The sequence below is a fragment of the Tritonibacter mobilis F1926 genome (genome assembly GCF_000376545.2).
GTDB lineage: Bacteria > Pseudomonadota > Alphaproteobacteria > Rhodobacterales > Rhodobacteraceae > Epibacterium > Epibacterium mobile.
The window spans coordinates 168,499-187,409 of the sequence record NZ_CP015231.1 but is presented as its reverse complement, the minus strand read 5'-3'; the positions used below and the strand labels follow the sequence as shown (position 1 = coordinate 187,409).

19 protein-coding genes are annotated in these 18,911 nt (G+C 57.6%); 7 read left to right on the top strand and 12 right to left on the bottom strand.

Features of this window, described 5'->3' with window-relative positions:
* Positions 1-29: 29 nt before the first annotated feature.
* The 7 genes from K529_RS16350 to K529_RS16320 all read left to right on the top strand — a co-directional run bounded on the left by K529_RS16350 (position 30) and on the right by K529_RS16320 (position 8,463).
* Complete coding sequence (locus K529_RS16350; protein WP_046002681.1) at positions 30-1,379, top strand: MATE family efflux transporter; 1,350 nt, start codon at positions 30-32, stop codon at positions 1,377-1,379.
* Positions 1,376-2,563, top strand: a complete 1,188-nt coding sequence (locus K529_RS16345) for a PLP-dependent transferase (RefSeq protein WP_005614110.1) — start codon at positions 1,376-1,378, stop codon at positions 2,561-2,563. The genes K529_RS16350 and K529_RS16345 overlap by 4 nt, the downstream gene beginning before the upstream one ends.
* Positions 2,560-3,438, top strand: a complete 879-nt coding sequence (locus K529_RS16340) for an alpha/beta hydrolase (RefSeq protein ID WP_005614109.1) — start codon at positions 2,560-2,562, stop codon at positions 3,436-3,438. Before K529_RS16345 ends, K529_RS16340 begins: the two co-directional genes overlap by 4 nt.
* A gap of 126 nt (positions 3,439-3,564) precedes the next feature.
* On the top strand, positions 3,565-4,641 hold the full coding sequence (locus K529_RS16335) for a GNAT family N-acetyltransferase (RefSeq protein WP_198528125.1): 1,077 nt from the start codon (positions 3,565-3,567) through the stop codon (positions 4,639-4,641).
* Positions 4,638-5,933, top strand: a complete 1,296-nt coding sequence (locus tag K529_RS16330; protein WP_005614105.1) for a lysine N(6)-hydroxylase/L-ornithine N(5)-oxygenase family protein — start codon at positions 4,638-4,640, stop codon at positions 5,931-5,933. The genes K529_RS16335 and K529_RS16330 overlap by 4 nt, the downstream gene beginning before the upstream one ends.
* A gap of 180 nt (positions 5,934-6,113) precedes the next feature.
* The gene (locus K529_RS16325) at positions 6,114-6,644 is read left to right on the top strand and encodes an RNA polymerase sigma factor (RefSeq protein ID WP_005614103.1); all 531 of its coding nucleotides are present in this window, start codon (positions 6,114-6,116) and stop codon (positions 6,642-6,644) included.
* Positions 6,645-7,038: 394 nt separating this feature from the next.
* Complete coding sequence (locus K529_RS16320; RefSeq protein ID WP_005614100.1) at positions 7,039-8,463, top strand: Hint domain-containing protein; 1,425 nt, start codon at positions 7,039-7,041, stop codon at positions 8,461-8,463.
* A 140-nt stretch (positions 8,464-8,603) separates the two neighbouring features.
* Here the strand turns inward: K529_RS16320 and K529_RS16315 are convergent, their stop codons facing one another.
* The 12 genes from K529_RS16315 to K529_RS16260 all read right to left on the bottom strand — a co-directional run bounded on the left by K529_RS16315 (position 8,604) and on the right by K529_RS16260 (position 18,679).
* The gene (locus K529_RS16315) at positions 8,604-9,350 is read right to left on the bottom strand and encodes an amino acid ABC transporter ATP-binding protein (protein ID WP_005614099.1); all 747 of its coding nucleotides are present in this window, start codon (positions 9,348-9,350) and stop codon (positions 8,604-8,606) included.
* Positions 9,347-10,021, bottom strand: a complete 675-nt coding sequence (locus K529_RS16310; RefSeq protein WP_005614098.1) for an amino acid ABC transporter permease — start codon at positions 10,019-10,021, stop codon at positions 9,347-9,349. The genes K529_RS16315 and K529_RS16310 overlap by 4 nt, the downstream gene beginning before the upstream one ends.
* Before the next feature lie 4 nt (positions 10,022-10,025).
* The gene (locus K529_RS16305; protein WP_005614096.1) at positions 10,026-10,778 is read right to left on the bottom strand and encodes an amino acid ABC transporter substrate-binding protein; all 753 of its coding nucleotides are present in this window, start codon (positions 10,776-10,778) and stop codon (positions 10,026-10,028) included.
* A gap of 248 nt (positions 10,779-11,026) precedes the next feature.
* Positions 11,027-11,851 carry an energy transducer TonB gene (locus K529_RS16300; protein WP_005614095.1) on the bottom strand — a complete coding sequence of 275 codons (825 nt, stop codon included), beginning with the start codon at positions 11,849-11,851 and terminating at the stop codon, positions 11,027-11,029.
* Positions 11,848-12,231 (bottom strand): ExbD/TolR family protein, encoded by a 384-nt coding sequence (locus tag K529_RS16295; protein WP_005614094.1) that lies wholly within the window; start codon positions 12,229-12,231, stop codon positions 11,848-11,850. Before K529_RS16295 ends, K529_RS16300 begins: the two co-directional genes overlap by 4 nt.
* 6 nt (positions 12,232-12,237) lie before the next feature.
* Positions 12,238-12,618, bottom strand: coding sequence for an ExbD/TolR family protein (locus K529_RS16290; RefSeq protein WP_005614093.1), 381 nt, complete (start codon positions 12,616-12,618; stop codon positions 12,238-12,240).
* Between the two features lie 6 nt (positions 12,619-12,624).
* Positions 12,625-13,590, bottom strand: coding sequence for a MotA/TolQ/ExbB proton channel family protein (locus K529_RS16285; RefSeq protein ID WP_040641646.1), 966 nt, complete (start codon positions 13,588-13,590; stop codon positions 12,625-12,627).
* A 165-nt stretch (positions 13,591-13,755) separates the two neighbouring features.
* Positions 13,756-14,826: a siderophore-interacting protein gene (locus tag K529_RS16280; protein ID WP_005614090.1), complete on the bottom strand. Its 1,071-nt coding sequence runs from the start codon at positions 14,824-14,826 to the stop codon at positions 13,756-13,758.
* A gap of 13 nt (positions 14,827-14,839) precedes the next feature.
* Positions 14,840-15,622 carry an ABC transporter ATP-binding protein gene (locus tag K529_RS16275; protein ID WP_005614087.1) on the bottom strand — a complete coding sequence of 261 codons (783 nt, stop codon included), beginning with the start codon at positions 15,620-15,622 and terminating at the stop codon, positions 14,840-14,842.
* Between the two features lie 3 nt (positions 15,623-15,625).
* Entirely contained in the window at positions 15,626-16,660 is a 1,035-nt protein-coding gene (locus tag K529_RS16270) for a FecCD family ABC transporter permease (protein WP_005614084.1), read from the bottom strand.
* Entirely contained in the window at positions 16,657-17,685 is a 1,029-nt protein-coding gene (locus tag K529_RS16265; protein WP_005614082.1) for a FecCD family ABC transporter permease, read from the bottom strand. Before K529_RS16265 ends, K529_RS16270 begins: the two co-directional genes overlap by 4 nt.
* Positions 17,675-18,679: an iron-siderophore ABC transporter substrate-binding protein gene (locus K529_RS16260; RefSeq protein WP_005614080.1), complete on the bottom strand. Its 1,005-nt coding sequence runs from the start codon at positions 18,677-18,679 to the stop codon at positions 17,675-17,677. Before K529_RS16260 ends, K529_RS16265 begins: the two co-directional genes overlap by 11 nt.
* Positions 18,680-18,911: the final 232 nt, after the last annotated feature.

Below are 18,911 nucleotides of genomic sequence, written 5' to 3'. Positions count from 1 at the left end.
CCCAACGCCCATATTTGGATTTTGCTCCCATGCCGCACCTGAGCCCTATTGACCTTGGCAGCCCGCGACTGGGGCGCACCTTGTTGCGGATTGCATTGCCAACAGTCGGAGGTCTTACGATCAACGCGACCCATCAAGGGGTGGATGCCTATTTTGTTGGTCAGCTGGGGCCCGAAGCTCTGGCCGCCGTCAGTCTGGCATTACCGCTTGCGGGGGTGACTGCGGCGCTTGGGGTCGGGTTGGGGGTAGGCTGTGCCACCCATGTCGCGCGCGCGCTCGGCGCGGGGACACGCGCCGAAGCCGGGCAGGTGGCCTCTGCGGCAATGGGACTGTGTCTGCTTCTTGCGACGATCCTAGCCGGTGTCCTTTGGAGCGGGCGTGGGGTGCTGCCGGATCTGCTTGGCGCGGCAGAGGGCGTCGCAGCTCCGGCGCAGGCCTACCTTTCGATCATGGCGTTTTCCGCCGCTTTGGGTATGGTGCAAATCCTGTGTGATTTCATAGCGATAGGCGAAGGGAACGCACGGTTTAGCTTACTGACGCTTTGTCTGTGCTTTGGTCTCAATATCCTGCTCGACCCGCTTTTGATCTTTACCGCAGGGCTTGGCGTTTCGGGCGCAGCCCTTGCCACGGTGCTCGCGCAGCTTGCGACGTTGATGCTTTATGTGTGGTATTTCGCGCGCCAGCGCGGCGCATTGCGTCTGCGCCCTAGCCTCAACCCTGCGGCGCGGGCGTGGCTTTGGCCGGTACTGCGTGTCGGGCTGCCAGAGGCGGGGTCGGTCCTGCTGACGAGCCTTGCGTTTGTGGTGATGTACCATATGGCAGGTCGGCTTGAGGGGGCAGAAGGGCAGGCGGCCATGGGGATCGCCTTGCGGCTCTGGCTGATGGCGAGCCTTCCGGTTGAGGGTTTTTGCCTCGGAGCGCAGCCGTTGCTGTCACATGCAGCCGGGGCTGGAAATCTGCTCCGATTGAGCCGCGCGATGTTCTGGATCGCGGGTGTCTCCGTTTCTGGCGGTGTGCTGATGGCGGCATCAGGGCTGCTGACACCTCTACCGCTCGTTCAGTTCTTTACAGACAACGAGACCGTCATAGCACTTGCCGTGCCCGCTGTCTGCCTGTTGTCGATGTCGCTGCCTGCCGTCGCCCTGCGGCACGCCACGCAAGTGCTGTTGCAGGCCACGCTCAGAGTACGGCTCGCTGCTGTATTGGCACTGGCTCCACTGGGTTGGCTGCTTTTGCCGCTGCTCATCTGGTTGGTTCCGCGATTTGGCTTTGATGCTCTCGCGCTCAGCCTCGCTGCCGCCACGCTTTTGACCGGCGTCGGTGCGGCGCTGATCCTGTGGCGCATGCCACGCCCCTCAAACTCCGGAGTTCTCGCATGAAAGATCACGAAATCCCGCACCTGAGCGATCTGGATCGCCTGACTGAAACCTTGATTGGACCTGAGGCCGCGATGCCTCATGATGCCAGTTCAGTGCCAATCTTCCAGACGTCCTCTTTCCTGTTTGATCGCTATGAGGACATGGCCGCAGTCTTTGCAGGTCAATCTGATCGCTACATTTATACCCGAGGCAACAATCCCACTGTGGCAGAACTAGAGGCACTGATCGCCCGCATGGAAGGGGTCGAGGCCGCGCGTGGTTTCGCCTCTGGCATGGCGGCGATTGCATCTGCGGTGCTGCCGTTTGTAGAGGCGGGCAGCCGGGTGGTGGCTGTCAATAATCTCTATTCTGATGCCTTCCGCCTGTTTGAGTGCGTGCTGAAAAAATTCGGTGTTACCACAGATTACGTGGATGGCACCGATACAGAAGCTGTTCTGGCAGCCTTGCCCGGTGCCAGCCTGATTTATCTGGAAAGCCCCACCTCATGGAGTTTCACCACGCAGGATCTTCGCGCCATAGGGGCCGAAGCACGTAGGCTCGGGGTGGTCTCGGTGATCGACAACAGCTGGGCGACACCGCTGTTTCAGCGACCGGCAGAGTTTGGCATCGACCTCATCATACACGCGGCATCCAAATATCTCGCCGGACATTCCGACACCATCGCCGGGCTGGTGGCAGGGCCAAAGGCCCTGATGGACCGGATCAATCATGAGGCTTATCACTACCTTGGTGGCAAAATGTCTCCCTTTGACGCGTGGTTGGTGCTGCGCGGTATGCGCAGCTTGCACCTGCGAATGGCGCGCCATTGTGCAAACGGTCTGGCGTTGGGGCGCGCTCTGAGTGCCCATCCCGCGGTGACACATGTGCGCCATCCGGCCTTTGAGGCGAACCCCGGCAACGCCTGCCTGTCAGGCTATGGCGGGCTCTTCGCCTTTGATCTGGATGACAGCGTCGATATCGCGCGATTTACCAACGCCTTGCGGGTGGCGAAAATCGGCGTGAGCTGGGGTGGGCCCGAGAGTTTGGTGATCCCGGCGCAGGCTGCATTGGGGCTATCTGGTGCGGCCAATGTGTTTCAGCGGTTTGGCACTTCGGCAGGATCGGTTCGCATCACGGCAGGGCTTGAACACCAAGAGGCCTTGGTAGAGGACGTGCTGAACGCCATAGAGGAGGGTCGCAGGTGACGGAAATCAAACCGCTAGCCGAGGGCGAAGCATGGGCCGGGGCAAAATGGTACGACCTTGCAGATCGCGAAAGCCGCGCGGTGCGACGTGTCTTCCTCTGGGTGCCGCCTGAGGCCGCAGGAAAAGCACCGACCGAGGGCTGGCCTGTTCTCTATATGACCGACGGCAATGCGGTGATCGCGACAGCAATCGATGCAATGCGCGCACAGGCCTGCTACCCTTCGGGAACCAACACCGGCTGGGGTGTTCTGGTGGCGATTGGCTATCCCACCGACGACGCCTATGATCCTTTTCGTCGAAGCTGGGACCTCGGCCCGCCACCGGGGCAAAATTACCCGCCTTTCTGGGAGGACGGTGAGGAGGTGCGCACCGGCGGCGGCGGCGAAATGGCGCGCTTCCTGCTGGAGGATGTGCGCTCTTTTGTGGCCGCGAAGGTCCGGGTCAATCCAGAGCATCAAGGGTTATTTGGTCATTCCTTTGGTGGTCTGTTTGCGCTCTGGCTGCTGTTTCAGAACCCCAAGGCCTTTAGCCACTGGATCGCGGCCAGCCCTGCGATCACTTGGGAGGAGAGTTTCCTACTGGATCATTTGTCTCGCTTTGATGCGGGTGCGGCGCAAGCCTATGTGCATTTGTCGGCGGGCGAATGGGAGGGCGACCACCTGGCCCTCTTTCAAACCCAAGCACCCGATGCTGCAGAGCGTTTGAAAGAGAAGGCAAAGACCCGCACAATTGCCGCCGCACAAGAGATGGCCGCCGCCCTGTCAAAACATCCGGGCCTTACCACAGACTATGAGACCTATGGCGGGGAAAACCACATGTCGGTGCTGCCCGTGGCTGTGAACCGTGCGATCCAGCGGGTATTTGCCTTGAGTTGACGTCTGCGCAAAAGGTCGCGTGTAAATCTCATATTTTCTGCGTGGTGGGACTGAATTTCTGCCGACTTCCTCCGTCCCTTTAGCAAGCCTGCCCGATTGAGCAGGCGATTGCGAACGGAGGATGATTTGTCACTGGATACACTCACTTCACAGCCCATGCCGATCCGCGCCCGACGACACGGTGATGTGGTTCAGGTTCGTGGCAACGGCAGAGAGATCAACCTGCCGGTTGCCCATCTGGGCGGTGGACGGCTGGCGCTGAGACTCGCTTCAGAGGGCGTGCCAACCCACAATGAGACACTTGCGGCCTGTGAAGCTCTGAGCAATCACGCCACCGAAGAGGTATTGGTGGTTTTGGACCGTGTGCTTTGGAGCGCGCGTGAGGCGCAACTGCTGAAATCCGGCTGTGCTCAGGTTCTGGATAGCGATGCACTCGGTGTTTTTCCTGAGCTCTTGTGGCAATTGCCGGATCTCTGGTTGCCCGAACCACATAAAGTGTTTCCACAGGTGATGATGCCGGGTCCGCACGGCGCGCATCCGCTGCGCCCGGCAAAGCCTATTGGTACGCTTTATCACCGATATATCCCTTGGCTCGATCAGGTGTTCAGCCTGCGCGCATTGGAGCGCGAAGCGGATCTTCCACTGTGTCACCACTGGATGAACGACACCCGAGTGGCCGCTTTCTTTGACGAGGCCGGAACGATGGCGGAACACCGAGGCTACTTGGCGCGTATGGCTGATGATCCGCATATGATGCCGGTGTTTGGGTGCCTGGACGGGGTGCCGCTGTTTTACTTTGAGCTCTATTGGGCGCGTGAAAATCGCATTGGTGCCCATTATGAGGCCGGGGCCTGGGATCGCGGTTGGCATGTTCTTGTCGGTGAAGAGCACGCCCGTGGCGCTGACTATATCACCGCATGGTTACCGTCCCTGATGCACTACATGTTCCTTGCAGAGCCTCGGACGCAGGCGCTGGTCGGAGAGCCTGCAGCGAGTCATCACCAGCAAATCCGAAACCTGACGCGGTCGGGCTTTGCCCGCGTGAAAGATTTCGATTTTGCGCATAAGCGCGCGACGCTTGTGCGTCTGGAACGTGACTATTTCTTCAAATCCCGCCTTTGGGCGCGCCCGGATCCAGAAGACCCCGGTCGCCCGTTACGCCTGTCCTGTTCTGCCCTGTTGACCCGAGGAAATACGAAATGACAGATCTCCACACGCCCTACGACATGATTGGGATTGGGTTTGGCCCGTCGAACCTCGCCCTTGCGATTGCACTGCAGGAATGTGCCGCACCGCTCAACGCCTTGTTCCTTGAGGCCAAGCCTGAGTTTGCTTGGCATCCGGGCATGCTGTTGGATAATTCCGACATGCAGGTATCCTTCATCAAGGACTTGGTGACACTGCGAAACCCGGCAAGCCCATTCTCTTTCCTCAGCTACCTCCATGCCAAGGGCCGGATGGAGCGGTTCGTGAACCGCAAGACATTTTTTCCAAGCCGCCATGAGTTCAACGACTACTTCACATGGGCGGCGGACCAGATGCAGGACGTCTGCGCCTATGACCAGCGCGTTGAGGCAGTTGCGCCTGTTCAGGGAAACAGCGGCACCGTTGAGCTGCTGGACGTCGTGACGACGGATGCAAGCGGCAGAGAAAGCCGCCGCCGCACCAAAGATCTGGTTCTGGCCATCGGTGGCGCACCTAATATTCCAGAGGTCTTTGCCCACTTGCGGCGAAACTCAGCGGTTTTGCACAGTTCGTCCTATGTGACCCAAGGCAAACCGAAACTGGCATCTGCAGAACACCCATTGCGTATTGCCGTGATCGGCAGCGGGCAAAGTGGTGCTGAGATTTTCTGGGACTTGGTCAACGATCCTGCGCAACCCAATGTGGACCTGATTTTCCGCGGTCAGGCGCTGAAGCCTTCGGATGACAGCCCCTTTGTAAATGAGATTTTCGACTCTGCGTTTACCAGCGACATATACAACCGCCCCAAGGCCGTGCGCGAGGCCTTTCTGACGGAATACGCCCACACCAATTATGCCGTGGTCGATGGCGATCTGATCGACCAGATCTATGGCGTGTTTTATGAACAGGACGTCACCGGCACCGAGCCGCATAAGCTATGGCGCAATACGCAGGTTCATTCCGCACTGGCGGTGGACGATGGAGTCGAACTCACGCTGAGCCAGCGCGGTGACGTGTCTCGGCAACGATACGATCTTGTCATTCTGGCCACCGGATACACGCGTCGTCTTGATGACACGATATTGTCGGACTTAGCGCCGTGGCTGACCGCAGAGGAGGCCGAGCGCAGCTATCAGTTGCCGACGCGTGAGGGTTTCCAACCGCGCCTTTTCCTGCAGGGATACTGCGAGGCAACCCATGGGCTGAGCGATACGTTGCTGTCGATTTTGCCCAGACGCGCCGAAGAAATTACGCATAGCCTGATATCCGGGCTCACGCCGATGCCGAAGGCTCTGACAGCGGCGGAGTGATGACAAGACATGGCGATATTTGGCTGACTGCTGTTGACCGCAGCAGGAACCATTTGACCGGGAAGCCGCGAGCGAGTATCGAGCGAGATACAACCTAGGGACGATTTCACCTCAGGCAGTTTCCGCCCGTTCTGAAAGCCGGCCGCGTTCTTTTTCGGCCATTTGACCCTAGGATTCGCCATGTCTCTCCCGCACCAAGACCCGGTGTGCGAACTGCTCATTCGTGAGCTGGTTGCGCGCCGAAAACTGCACCTTTGTGAAGCATTGAAGGTCGTCAAACAAAGGGAGGCAGCCGAAGACGTGCTTCAAAATACCGCCCTAAAATGCATGATAAAGCCACCGAGCCAAACTCCGAGCAATCTGAAATGTTACGTTGCACAAATGGTTCGCAACGCCTCTATCGACTACCTGCGCAAACACAAACGAGAGTTGCCGACCGACTTTGATGATGAGGCAGTGACGGGTTGGGCAGAGATAACGCCGATTTGCGGGCGCGTGCATCTGGAGGACAAGCAAACGCTCTGCGAGGTGATAAAGGCGCTTAATGCTCAACCAGAGCGAAAGCAGGACATATTCTTGCGTTGTCGTCTAAAGGACGAGCGTCAGAAGGATATTGCCGCCGAGCTGGGTCTATCTCCGGCGCGGGTCAACGGCGTGGTAAAACAGGTTGAGGGCGCTTGTAACGCTGCCATTGCGCGTATTGAGATGTAGAGGCAACAGGTCTCGGATGTAGGATTGCCAAACATGCTTGCAGGAAACGACCTCACCATATGGGGGGGTCTTGGGCGACGCATCAACAAGATGGGTGAGACGGATGCGCGCCAAGTTTTGTGACATCGTCTGAATATGTCACCTTCCGTGAATGGTATGTGCCGCAAACATGATGTGTTTTTGCCATCATAATATCACACTGCCTACCCAAGACGTAACACATGCAATGAATGCCGGTTGTCATCGCCTTCATGGCGAAAGTGCCGGGATACATCGAAGCCATATCGCGTGCCTGCGCCGCCTATGAGGTGGGTCACATGTGTGCGGGGTGTTTCGATATCTTTACCTAATTCTGCCATTGGCAGAGTGTGTTTGTTACGAAGAGGCGTAGGCCATGCCCGAAATCGACATTATCCGGCTCGACGAGGATCCCCGGCAAAGCGACCATGGCATTCGGGCGGACACGGCGTCTCGCGGGGTTGATCTTGAGGGGGCGCAGATTGTTGCCACCTATGCAGATGGAACAACCGAGACCATTACCTGGAAGGCGCTGGACCCCTACACTGCCGGCGGAGCCACCGGCGACAACATCGATATGTTCTTTGGGTATGACTGGCACGAATTGTCCACGACCAAGACCCTGACATCGCTGCAAATTGATCTCGCGCCTGCAAACTCTGTTTTCGATACTACCTACGCCAGTGACGGCAATCCAGATGACCCCTCGACGACAGGGTCGAAGGAGGGTTTTCCTTTCCAACTTTCCCCAGATTATGAGGATTTGAGCGGTAAGATCACCACGACCTACTCTGGTATTGCGGGCCTGAATGGCAACGCACCTGTTGGCGACCTCTACACCACGATGACGATTGACTTCACCGACCTTCCGGGTGGGGGTTTGTTGGGGGATCTGGTCTGGAAGTCCGATATCGACACGTTGACTGGCCCATTTGAGCCTGAGCTTGTCGCCATTGACGATGTGATTTCGATTTCCGGGGATGGATCGGAAACCATTGATATCTTGGGCAATGACGAACATCCCGACGGCACTACACTGACCATCACTCATATTGCAGGAAAGCCGGTTTCCGCCGGGGACACGGTGACGCTGAGCAGCGGTGAGGTGGTGACGCTGAATGCGGATGGTACGCTCACGATAACCAACGACACACCCCATGATGAAACCAGCAGTTTCACCTATACGGTCAAGGACGACCAAGGACACAGTGACACCGGGTTGGTTCAGGTAGAAACCAAGGTCACGCCGCCACCTTGTTTTGTGGCAGGCACATTGATCAATACCGAGGTAGGGCCGATCGCGGTCGAAGATCTCAGCATCGGTATGCAGATTGTGACACGAGACCACGGGCTACAGCCTCTACGCTGGATCGGGCGCAGTCGGCGCTATGCAACCGGGCACAATGCACCGGTCGTTTTTGCCTCCGGTGCATTAGGGAACCACGGACAAGTGGCGTTGTCGCCCAATCACCGCGTTCTTGTTACGTCTGAACTGGCGGAGTTGCAGTTTGGTCAATCCGAAGTGCTGGTTAAGGCAAAGCATCTCGTCAATGGTGATACCATTCGGTTTCAGGCAGATGGTGCGCTTGTATCCTATGTGCATCTGCTCTTTGACCGCCATGAAATCGTGTGTGGAAACGGGCTGGAAAGTGAAAGTTATCACCCCGGTGCCGAAACGCTTGAGGCATTTGATACCGAGACACGGGCCGAGGTTCTGGAACTCATGTCAGATTGGCAAAATTACGGCCCCTCCGCACGCCTGACGCTAAAGTCGCGAGAAAGCGCCTTGTTGCAGCTTTGAGCGCTCGGCTGTGAGGCATTGCCGAATGGCTGTGTCTCGGCAGTGGGCAGACGAGCCCGTCAGGGCCGGGCTAATGTTCAATCCTGAGCTCGGGGCCTTTTCGGTCGCGCGGCTACGGACCAGTTCATTCGCAGGCGCAATTATAAGACGCGGCGCAAAAAGGCGCGCGTGCGCTGGTCTTGGGGGGTGTTGAGAATTTGGTCTGGCGGGCCCTGTTCGACCACATCACCCCCAGTCATAAAAATGATCCGATCTGCGATTTCGCGGGCGAATTGCATCTCGTGCGTGACGATCAACATGGTTTGCCCCTTTTCTGCAACCCGGCGCATCAGATCAAGCACCTCTCCCACCCATTCAGGGTCGAGCGCAGAGGTTGGCTCATCAAACAACATCAGATCGGCATCCAATGCCATCGCACGACCGATCCCAACCCGTTGCTGCTGCCCGCCTGAAAGTGCAGCTGGGTAGGCGTTCGCCTTATCCAACAGGCCGGTTTCTTTCAAAATCGCCTCTGCGCGCGCATCGGCCTCCGGGCGAGAGAGGCCCTTAACCGTGATCAGAGCCTGTGTGATGTTTTGTTGCGCGGTCTTGTTGGCAAAGAGCGCATAGTTTTGGAACACAAAGGACGTGCGCCGCCGTAACGCGAGGATATCGGCTCGGCTTGCTTGTGCGGCGTCCACCGTCAAATCGCCAACCCGGATCAATCCGCGGTCCGGCTGGTCGAGAAAGTTCAGGCTGCGCAGCAGCGTGGATTTCCCGGTGCCAGACGGGCCAATAATGACCACGCGCTCACCCGGTTCGATCTCAAGCGAGATATCGCGAAGAACGGTTGTCTCGCCAAAAGATTTGCTGAGGCCGGAAATGCTGATGCCTGCGGTCTCGCTCATCGTGCGTGCGCCTTGTTCAGGTAGGTTTCCAGATGACGCTGACTATAAGAAAGCGCCTCGACAATGCCCCAATAGATCGCGGCGGCGACCAGAAAGGCTTCGAAGTAGAGAAAGCTGCCAGCAGCTTCTTTTTGCGTTGCGCCCATCAGTTCGGTGACGCCCAGCGTAAACGCTAGAGACGTGCCTTTGATCATGTCGATGAAGTAGTTGACCAGCGTCGGAGCTGCGACGCGGGCGGCCTGTGGCAGGATGATCTGCCGCATCATCTGGCCTTGCGTCATGCCAACCGCTTGGGCGGCTTCCCACTGGCTGCGATCAACCCCGAGAATGGCTGCGCGAATACTCTCGGCCATATAGGCCGAGAAATGCAGCGTCAGCCCCATGATCGTTGCGGTCACGCCGTTGATGGTGCCAAGGAACGATAGCACCTGTGGCAAGCCATAATAGAACAAGAACAGCTGAACCAGCAGCGGTGTGCCGCGAAAGAAGCTGATGAACAGCCGTACCACACCATCAAGAACCGGAATCTGAAAGACCCGCTCGACTGCAAGGATCGATGCCAGCACCAGCGCACAGGCCATGCCGACAACAGCCATGAACAGCGTCAGGGGCACGTAGCCCAGCAGGATCGGAACCAGATCCCACATGTATTCCAGATTCAGGCCTTGCACAGGATTACTCCGCCACGGTGATGTCAGTGCCGAACCATTTGTTCGAAATCTCCGACAGGGTGCCGTCTTCTTTAAGCGTGGTCAGCGCGGCATCAAATTTGTCACGCAGCGCGATACCGTTTTCATCAGTGCGGAAGGGCAGAGCGTTGCGGATTTCGCTGAACGGAGACCCCGCGAGCGCAAGTGGCAACGGGCTTTCAGAAATCAGCTGCGCCGAAGACACCCGGTCCATCACAAAAGCATCAACACGACCCAGAGCGGTATCTTGTGCGATGTTGCTTTCATAGGTGCGGATCTCGATTTCAGAGGCGTTCGGAAGTGTGTTCAGCAGCTCCTCAAAATTGGAGCCAAGGTTCACGGCTACGGATTTCCCGCTCAGATCAGAGGTGGATTTGATGGTGCCCTCATTGCCGCGTTTTACCACGACCTGCGCGCCATCGTAGACATACGGCTGAGAAAACGCGAATTTCTGCTCGCGTTCGGGCGTGATGGTGATCTGATTTGCGATGGTGTCGATGCGGCCGGATTCCAATGCGCCAATCAGGCCCGAGAACGACATGGTGACAAAATTCACCTCATCGCCGGTTTCTTCGGCGATTGCGTTGATCACATCAACTTCAAACCCTTGCAGTTCATCCAGCTTGACGAAGGTGAAGGGAAAGTAGCCGCCGGACATGCCGACATTGATGGTTTCCGCATGGGCAGTGCCGAATGCGGTGGCGAGGGTGAGTGCGGTGATGGCGATCTGTTTCTTCATGGGTAAGCTCCATTGACTTGACCCGCAGGTATCGATCAGGCGGCGCAACTTCAATGCCACGCATGCAGACAGGTCCGACATGGTGAATAATACGCATGACGTGGGAAATTGTTCCCTTGGCGATGGGCGGATTGAAACACTGTTTGATCACTGAGCCGGGGCATGAGAACAGCAGACAGGCAGCGCCGTAAAAAGCGCGCGCCCGGAGCGGATGGTTCCACCCCGGACACGCTGTTTGTTGCCAAAGCTTATCGGCTAAATGAGATCTTCAGGGAGAATGGGAACTGAGTTCCCGGCAGATTATTCGGCGCTTTGGGGAACCTGCGTGCGCTCTTGATTGCGCTGAGCGCCGCCTGATCAAAGGCAGCCTGTCCTGAGGACCGCGCGATACCGTAATTCAGCAGCTGCCCATCGCGGCTGACCGTCAGTCGCACAACAACCGAACCGTCGCCACGCCCCCCTGAGGGGTAGCGTTTGCGTCGCTCGATACGCGAGCGAATTTTTGCGCCCCAAACTGCAACGAGTTTTGCCTGTTGCCCTTTGTTAAGGGTTGTATTGGCGCTCGTCGAGGTTCCTGCCTGCGATGAGCCACCCGAACCGGCGGCGCGTTGTTCAGTGCGCCCGGCGCTGTTGTTTTGCGCTTTTTGTCCGGTTTCAGGAGCTTCTTCCGGTTCTGGCTCAGGCTCGGGTTCCGGTTCTGGCTCAGGTTCCGGTGGTGGCGGCGCTGTTTCCGTATCGATTTCGGGTGCATCTATCTTTTGAGGTTCAGCCATAGCCAGTCGCACTTCGGCGCGGGGGGCAGGGGTGTTATCCAGTTGCGCAAGTTCGGGTGGAGGAGGCGTATCCATCTCTGGCGCATCCAGAACCTCTTGCTGAACTTGCGGCGTTTCTGGCGGTTTTTCCCACTGTTGCACCATCTCTCGAACCGTCGGAGCAGCGCCGGCGATTGAGACGACATATTCGCCCCCAGCCCCACCGGCCTCACTGCCGTTTTGTGGGAAACTGGCGAATATCGCCACATGAACAGCAAGTGCGAGGCCAGCAAATAGGCTGCCTTCGATCCAATGTTTCATCTTGGGCTCACCACCAGTTCGACACGCGCAAAGCCTGCCGCCGACAATTGACCAAGCAGGCCGGCAGCGGCGGCGGCTTCTAGTTCTGCATCCGCACGCAATTGTAAAACGGCATCCTGCGACGATACATCTGCCAACCGCGACAGAGCGGCGTCTCCTTCAAAGCCGTCAAATGATAGCTTTCCGCTCTTATCCACATAGAGCGTGGCTCGGGCTTCGAGCGGAGTGTCCAAAGCCGCCTCTGGCGGGGTGACCTCGAACGGGTCAGGCTGTGCCAAACGGGACGTCATGAGGAAGAAGATCAGCAGCAGGAACACCACGTTGATCATCGGCACAATTGATTCCGCGCGAGGGCGGCGGGGGGCGTCTGTAAAATCCATCTGCGGTTACTCCACCAGCACCACTGAGGTGAATCCAGCGCTGCGCAGACTTTCTGTCAGGGTCACGATCCGCTGCAGGTTTGCACCATCTTTGCCGCGCAAGATCAAAACGTCGCTTTTGTGTTCCATCAGGGGCTCTAATGCAGGTGCGAGCGCCTCTTCTGGAACGAGACGTCCATTCACAAAGACCCGCGTTGGGGCGACGTCGATCAATCGGGGCGGCCCGGTATATTCGCCACCGCCCGCAGCCAGCGGCAATCTCAGTGCAGCATCAATCCCAAAACGTGATGCCAGCATGAAAAAGACAAGCAGCAAGAACACCACATCGATCATCGGGGTGAGGCTGGGTTTGCGGCGTGGCCGCTGTGGCATGTCGTTTAACAGCATTGCGGATCACTCCGCCGCAAGGCGGATCTTGCTGGGCTGTTCGCTGACAAAGAGACGCGTTGCCCCATCCTCGACATCGCGGCGGATACGATCGATCACGGCTTCGAACCACGTCAGCGCGGCGGAGGCGGGGATCGCCACGGCCATACCGGCAGCGGTGGTCAAAAGGGCCTCCCAGATACCGCCAGCGAGCATCGCCGGATCTGCCTTAGACCCGGCGGCCTGCAATGCCTGAAAGGCTGCGATCATACCCATCACCGTGCCGAGAAGACCCAACAGAGGTGCAATGGTCGAGATCAGCTCCAACGCCCCCAAACCGCTGCGCGCAGAGCCCAGTTCGCGTTTGGCGACGCGTGCTGTTTCTTCGCGTGCATGGGCCTCCGGCATTGACTTAAGAGCGCCTAGTGCTGCAGCCACCACTTTGGAACGCACGCCTCGGCGGCCATGAACCAGCGCCAGCGCGCGATCCGCATCACCCGCCTCATAGGCGAGAATTGCCTGACGGGCTTTGCCCTTCGACCATGCACCAATGAGCGCAAGACGCCAAATTTTCCAAAGGATCAAAGCAAGGGTGACAACCGACAGTGCCGCGATGGCCCAAATGGACGGGCCACCATCTTGCAGGAATGTCTTTGCTTCTTCGAACGCGCCGCGTGCCATTGATTGAACGTCGTCAGGGGCTGCGGGCTCTTCGAGGATGGGCTGTTCTTGCACTGCAGGATCATCCACGGCGGCCTCTGCTACGGGTGCTGAAGTTGCAGCGTCATCAGGCGCGCTCATACTCGCATCACCAGCTGCGCTTGTCTGCGGTGCCGTTGTGAATTCTGGCGTTTCGGGCGCAGGTGGTGCAACCATATCTGTGCCGACTTCCGGCACAGGCGGTTGCGGGGTCTCTACTTCTGGAGCGATATTCTGCGCGAGCGCAAAACCCGGCAGCAGCAAAAAGGTCGAGATAAGTAGGGACGTTTTCATATTCGGCTCCGTGTAGCAATACATGGCGCAACGGTGCTCTTAGGGGGCATCTCGCTGGCAGGCTGACTTGGCTACACGGCGCGCATCATAGTGCTTGCCGAAGATGGCTAGTGGAGGATTGCCCTCCTGAATTGGCGCCTAATTTAGCATAGCATTTTTGTCAAGTTAACCCTGCGTATTGGAAATTGCAGGCCGGGTCCAATATGCGGCGATATAATGCTCTTTGGTATTCAGACCCTCGGTTTTAAAAGCGGCTCGCAATTTTTGCGCGGCTGCCTTTTCGGCTGCAAGCCAGATCATTTGATCGGGTCTGTTGCGCATCGTTTCTATTGCCAGATCGCCAAGGTCGGAATCTGACTCTTGCACATATTCGATGCTTACACCGGGGTGGGTTGGCATCGGATAATGGGCTGAGGCGCTGCAGGTCTGTTGCAAAACCACATGCCCACTGGCGTTTGGCTCCAGTGCCTCAAGGATGCGCGCCACGGCGGGAAAGCCGGTTTCATCCGCATACATCGTGATCTGATTGACCTCTGGAATGCCACCACCACCTGGCCCCGTCAGTCCAACGCGAGTGCCGGGCGTCACGTTCTGCGCCCATGCAGTCGCGCGTCCGCCTTCATGGACGAAGATATCAAAGGTGAGGCGAGACGTGGATATATCCATGTCGCGCACGGTATAAACTGGCCGATGCAATGCGGCCTCACCCTTGGGCCAGATGGTTTGGCCACTGTCTGACAAATACGGCCATTGTGGTTCCTGACGTTCGGGATCAGGCAGAGCGAGGCGGAAATGGATAGAGTCTGTGGTGAAATGCGACAGGTCTTCTGCCAGTGCGGTGACACGCAAGAATCCACCGGCCAAGGCTGTCACGTCCTCGATCGTTATAAACTGAAAGTTCGGTGGTCGGTTGCCAGCACTTTCCTGAGCATCTGACCAATGAATTGCCTTTGCAATTTCGGGCGACAGTTCGTGCACGATATCCTGCAGGCTTTCTTTCAGCACATAAAGCCAGTCAGACCGGCTCGACCCGATTTCTGCAATAGGAGCCTCATCCCCTTGCCAAAAGCGATAGGTGCCATAGGCGGTTTTGAGTTGAATTTCGGTTTTGCTGTCTTGCGCCAGCGGTAAGTCGAATTCCTTTGCACGATGCTGGATCGCGTTGCGTAAGGTCGGATACGAGAGGTTTGGCAGCAAAGTATGCGCTGCGAATGGGAACTGCTCTTGTATGGACATGAAAGCGTCCTTTTCAGGTTGGAATGATGTGAGGTGTGCCGTGATTTGGATCGGCAATAATCGTGCAGGACAGGCCAAAAACCTCCTGCGTCATGTTCTGAGTAATGACGGATTGCGGGGTGCCGGTGCTGTGGATCTGTCCCCCGCGTAGGGCAACGATGTGATCACAGTACCGGGCCACGAGATTGATATCGTGTAAAACCATAGCGATGGTACGACCGGTTTCACGGTTGAGTTTGCGTACGAGTTCGAGCAACTCAATCTGATGCGGCAGATCTAGGTAGGTTGTAGGCTCATCAAGCAGCAGGAGCTCTGTGTCTTGGGCCAATGCCATGGCGATCCATGCGCGCTGGCGCTGACCCCCGGACAATGTGTCTAATACGCGCTCTTCCAGCCCGTTGAGGCCAGTGGCAGAAATGGCTGCTGCAACGGCGGCCGCATCCACGACAGAGTATTGTCGCCAAGCTGATTGATGCGGTGTGCGTCCACGCAGGACCAGATCTCGCACCGTTAATCCTTCGGGCGCGACGGGGGACTGAGACAGGATAGCCAGTCGGCGGGCGATGGATTTGCTGTTTTGCGCTGCGATGCTTTGACCGTCCAGGATCACTTGCCCGGAACTCGCTTTTTGTAGCCGGGCAAGGCTGCGCAGCAATGTCGATTTTCCGCAGGCATTTGGGCCGACAATTGCGGTGACTTGACCATCGGGCAAGCCGACTGACAGGTGATCCAGTACAGTGGTTCGGTCAAACTTGACGCTCAGCTCACAGGCTGCGAGGCGGGGTTCTGCGCTCATGGTCTAGAGGGCTCCTTTGCGAAATTGGGCGACGAGCAGCCACATCAAAACGGGGGCGCCAATCACGGCGGTAAAGACCCCTGCGGGCAGTTGAACGACAGGAAGCATGCGCGCTGCGGTGTCCGCACCTAGCGTGACCAAAGCACCAACCAGCGCCGCCGCAAACAGGACAGGCGCCCCGGTTTTCAGCACCCTTCGGGCAACTGGGCCTGCCACAAATGCTACAAAAGGCAGAGGGCCTGCGACGCTCACGGCGAGGGCTGCAAGCAGAACGCCAACACCGGTGATGAGCAGACGCAAACCGGCCAGTCGGAGGCCAAAACCATGGACGATGTCATCGGACATGATCAGACGGTTCAATGGAAATTGTAGCCAGATCAGAACCGGTGTCAGCGCGGCCAGACCGCCCCAAATCAAGGCTGCATCCGCCTGATTGCGTGCGTTGAGCGTACCGGTCAGCCATTGTGCCATATCGGCTGCGCGCTGCTCGTCGGTCATCGACATCAGCAAATCGCTGGTCGCGCCTAGGGTCAGGCTGGCTCCGATCCCCACAAGGATGAGGCGGTAGGGGTCAATACCAGATTTTCCGTTTCGATCCCATGCAAGCAGCAAGACCAGCGCTGCCGTCAAAAGCCCGCCTGTCAGGGCCCAAGGCAATACAAAACGTGCAGATCCAAATACGAGGATCGCAAATACCGCAGCGCAACTTGCACCAGCGTTAAAACCAATCACATCTGGCGAGGCCATCGGGTTGCGCAGCATTGATTGAAAAATGGCACCGGACACCCCAAAGGCCGCGCCCGCACCAATCGCAACGAGCACACGCGGCAGGCGGTGATCCAGCAGGACCATCTGGCTGATTTTGTCCAATTCGCCACGATAGGCTGACCAGAGATCGCTTGCACCCAGATCAAACTGACCCAGTTGCAAGGCCATACCTCCCGCAATCAGTAGAGCTGAGAATAGCCCCATTCCGATGAGGAGGTGTCGTCGTGCAAGGCGCACAGATAGGGAGCCAAGCCGGATTGTGTAGATCATAGTTTGCGCACTCCTTTACTGCGCACAAGCCAGATCAGGACCGGGCCGCCGATGATCGCAGACATCACACCGGCCTGCATGTTGCCGCCGAATACGCCAGAACGTGCAATCAGATCTGCAAGCGCCATCAGGGTTGCGCCGTAGACTGCACTGTAGATCGATAGCCATCGCATATCGGCCGGGGCAGTGACGCGGGCCAGATGCGGTACGATCAAGCCGATGAAGGCAATTGGACCGGCCATCGCCACCGTCGTTCCACACAAAAGAACAATGGCGGCCCCGGTCAGAAGTTGCAAAAATCCGACTCTCACGCCGAGGCTTTGTGCGGTACTTTCGCCAAGCTGCAGCGCATTGAGGCTGAACCCTGCGGCAAATGCCAAGACCAATCCCACGACAAGAAACGGCATCAGAGTTGCCACCATGTCGAATGTGACGTTGTCAAAGCCGCCCAATACCCAGACTCGATAGACCTCGAGCGAGGAACGGCTGACGAGAAGCAACCCACGGATCAGCGCATAAAAAAGGGCGCTTACGGCGGCACCGGCGAGGATCAGTCGCCCAGTGCCCGAAGGGGCGTTTCCACCAAGTGCAAAGACAAGCGCCGAGGCAATTGCAGCCCCTGCCAGCGCGGCCCAGATAAACTGGGCAGGGTCAGTTAGCCCAAGCGCAATCGTGCAGATGACAACCCCAAGAGCTGCACCTGCGTTGACGCCCAACAGGCCGGGGTCTGCGAGCGGGTTGCGTGTGAGGGCTTGCATCAATGCACCAGCGACCCCCAGACAGCCGCCGCAGAGCAACGCGCCAACCATGCGGGGCAGGCGGATCTGCCATAGGACGATGTGATCTGCTGTATCGGGATCAAAAGAGAACAGCGCTTGCCCAATATCCGCCCAACCAATGAGGCGCACGCCAAGGCGCAAGGACAACAAAGCGCTGATGAGCAAGGCAAGAATACCAATGCCGAGCCACATCAGACGATGAGGGCGCAGTCCCCCAAACGCGACGGAGGAGCTGTCAGCTGCCATCTGAAACGCCTTTTGCCAGAATCCCCACCTTTTCAGAGCTTGTGACGGTGGTTTTGGGATCGCCGTCCATGGCCTGCTCCAGCAATGGCTCTAATTCATCAAGCGCATAGTCGAGACTGAGCGGGCTTGAATGCGACACCGCTGACGACAGCAACGCACCTGAATAAATCTCGCGGCCCTCTCTGTAGGCGCGCATAAAACGGCGCAGTGGAAGCCTGTTTAGGCGATCGATGGACGCACCGCTGTCGAGCCAGATCAATACATCCGCATCTATGGGGGATAGGTCTTCTGGCGAAATTGGAAAATAGCCCATGCGTGCGCCTGCGTTGGTGCGAATAGCATCCGGCATCACGAACCCAAGCTGTGCGAGGAATTTTCCCCGGAGATCTGTTTCAGTGTATGCGCCGGTGGTGCCGGCCCAGACCATGATACCCGTGGCGCCTTGCCAGTCCGGGTGGCGCTGACGCAAAGAGGCAAAGCGCTGATCAATCCGGTCGATGACCTCGGTTGCACGCGAGCTGCGTCCTGTTGCTTTTCCAAGCCTCATCAGCATGTCTTGCCACGCCATGCTGTAATCCCCTTCGCCGGGGGCTGGCGCAATTGTGGGGGCAATTTGCGACAGAAGATCATATTCCCGTTGGGTAATCCCAGACCACTGCGCCACGATCAGATCCGGCTGGAGCGCTGCGATTCTTTCAATATCGATTTCACCCTGCATCACGATCGGGGTTGCCTCACCAAGTGCCTTATTGGCCCAAGGCCAGACACCCTGAGGGTAAGGCCCATACCATTTGCGCAACGCGTATGGCACCACCCCGAGGGAGAGCAGAAAGTCATGCCCAATGAAACTCAGCGAAACGACGCGCTTGGGTTCGGCCTCAATTCGCGCAACGCCGTAGATCGTTTCGATTTCGACCGGAAAGCTCTGGGCCATAACGCGTGCAGGGAGCCATGACGCAATAAGCACTGCGATGAGTAGAGCGAAACAACGCATTATGTGCTGCTTTCACTTTGGTGGATATGGAAAGGCAAGTCATTAGTATTGAAGTATAAATTATAGATTTCTTCGCGAGGTTTGCTCTCGATATTGCCCAGGTGGAGGTCCATGCGTGCAAACTCGCTTGATTGGTTTGGTGCTGCGGCGTCGATGCTGTGTTTTCTGGCGGCAACGGCTTGAATGCTTCAGCGGCTATAAAACCTATTTAAAAGAGTCAAGTATATAGCTG

Excerpts from the sequence above, each read along its gene's own strand:
- K529_RS16350 (WP_046002681.1), top strand. The coding sequence starts at position 30 with ATGCCGCACCTGAGCCCTATTGACCTTGGCAGCCCGCGACTGGGGCGC.
- K529_RS16345 (WP_005614110.1), top strand. The coding sequence starts at position 1,376 with ATGAAAGATCACGAAATCCCGCACCTGAGCGATCTGGATCGCCTGACT.
- K529_RS16330 (WP_005614105.1), top strand. The coding sequence starts at position 4,638 with ATGACAGATCTCCACACGCCCTACGACATGATTGGGATTGGGTTTGGC.
- K529_RS16325 (WP_005614103.1), top strand. The coding sequence starts at position 6,114 with ATGTCTCTCCCGCACCAAGACCCGGTGTGCGAACTGCTCATTCGTGAG.
- K529_RS16320 (WP_005614100.1), top strand. The coding sequence starts at position 7,039 with ATGCCCGAAATCGACATTATCCGGCTCGACGAGGATCCCCGGCAAAGC.
- K529_RS16315 (WP_005614099.1), bottom strand. The coding sequence starts at position 9,350 with ATGAGCGAGACCGCAGGCATCAGCATTTCCGGCCTCAGCAAATCTTTT.
- K529_RS16305 (WP_005614096.1), bottom strand. The coding sequence starts at position 10,778 with ATGAAGAAACAGATCGCCATCACCGCACTCACCCTCGCCACCGCATTC.
- K529_RS16300 (WP_005614095.1), bottom strand. The coding sequence starts at position 11,851 with ATGAAACATTGGATCGAAGGCAGCCTATTTGCTGGCCTCGCACTTGCT.
- K529_RS16295 (WP_005614094.1), bottom strand. The coding sequence starts at position 12,231 with ATGGATTTTACAGACGCCCCCCGCCGCCCTCGCGCGGAATCAATTGTG.
- K529_RS16290 (WP_005614093.1), bottom strand. The coding sequence starts at position 12,618 with ATGCTGTTAAACGACATGCCACAGCGGCCACGCCGCAAACCCAGCCTC.
- K529_RS16285 (WP_040641646.1), bottom strand. The coding sequence starts at position 13,590 with ATGAAAACGTCCCTACTTATCTCGACCTTTTTGCTGCTGCCGGGTTTT.
- K529_RS16280 (WP_005614090.1), bottom strand. The coding sequence starts at position 14,826 with ATGTCCATACAAGAGCAGTTCCCATTCGCAGCGCATACTTTGCTGCCA.
- K529_RS16275 (WP_005614087.1), bottom strand. The coding sequence starts at position 15,622 with ATGAGCGCAGAACCCCGCCTCGCAGCCTGTGAGCTGAGCGTCAAGTTT.
- K529_RS16270 (WP_005614084.1), bottom strand. The coding sequence starts at position 16,660 with ATGATCTACACAATCCGGCTTGGCTCCCTATCTGTGCGCCTTGCACGA.
- K529_RS16265 (WP_005614082.1), bottom strand. The coding sequence starts at position 17,685 with ATGGCAGCTGACAGCTCCTCCGTCGCGTTTGGGGGACTGCGCCCTCAT.
- K529_RS16260 (WP_005614080.1), bottom strand. The coding sequence starts at position 18,679 with ATGCGTTGTTTCGCTCTACTCATCGCAGTGCTTATTGCGTCATGGCTC.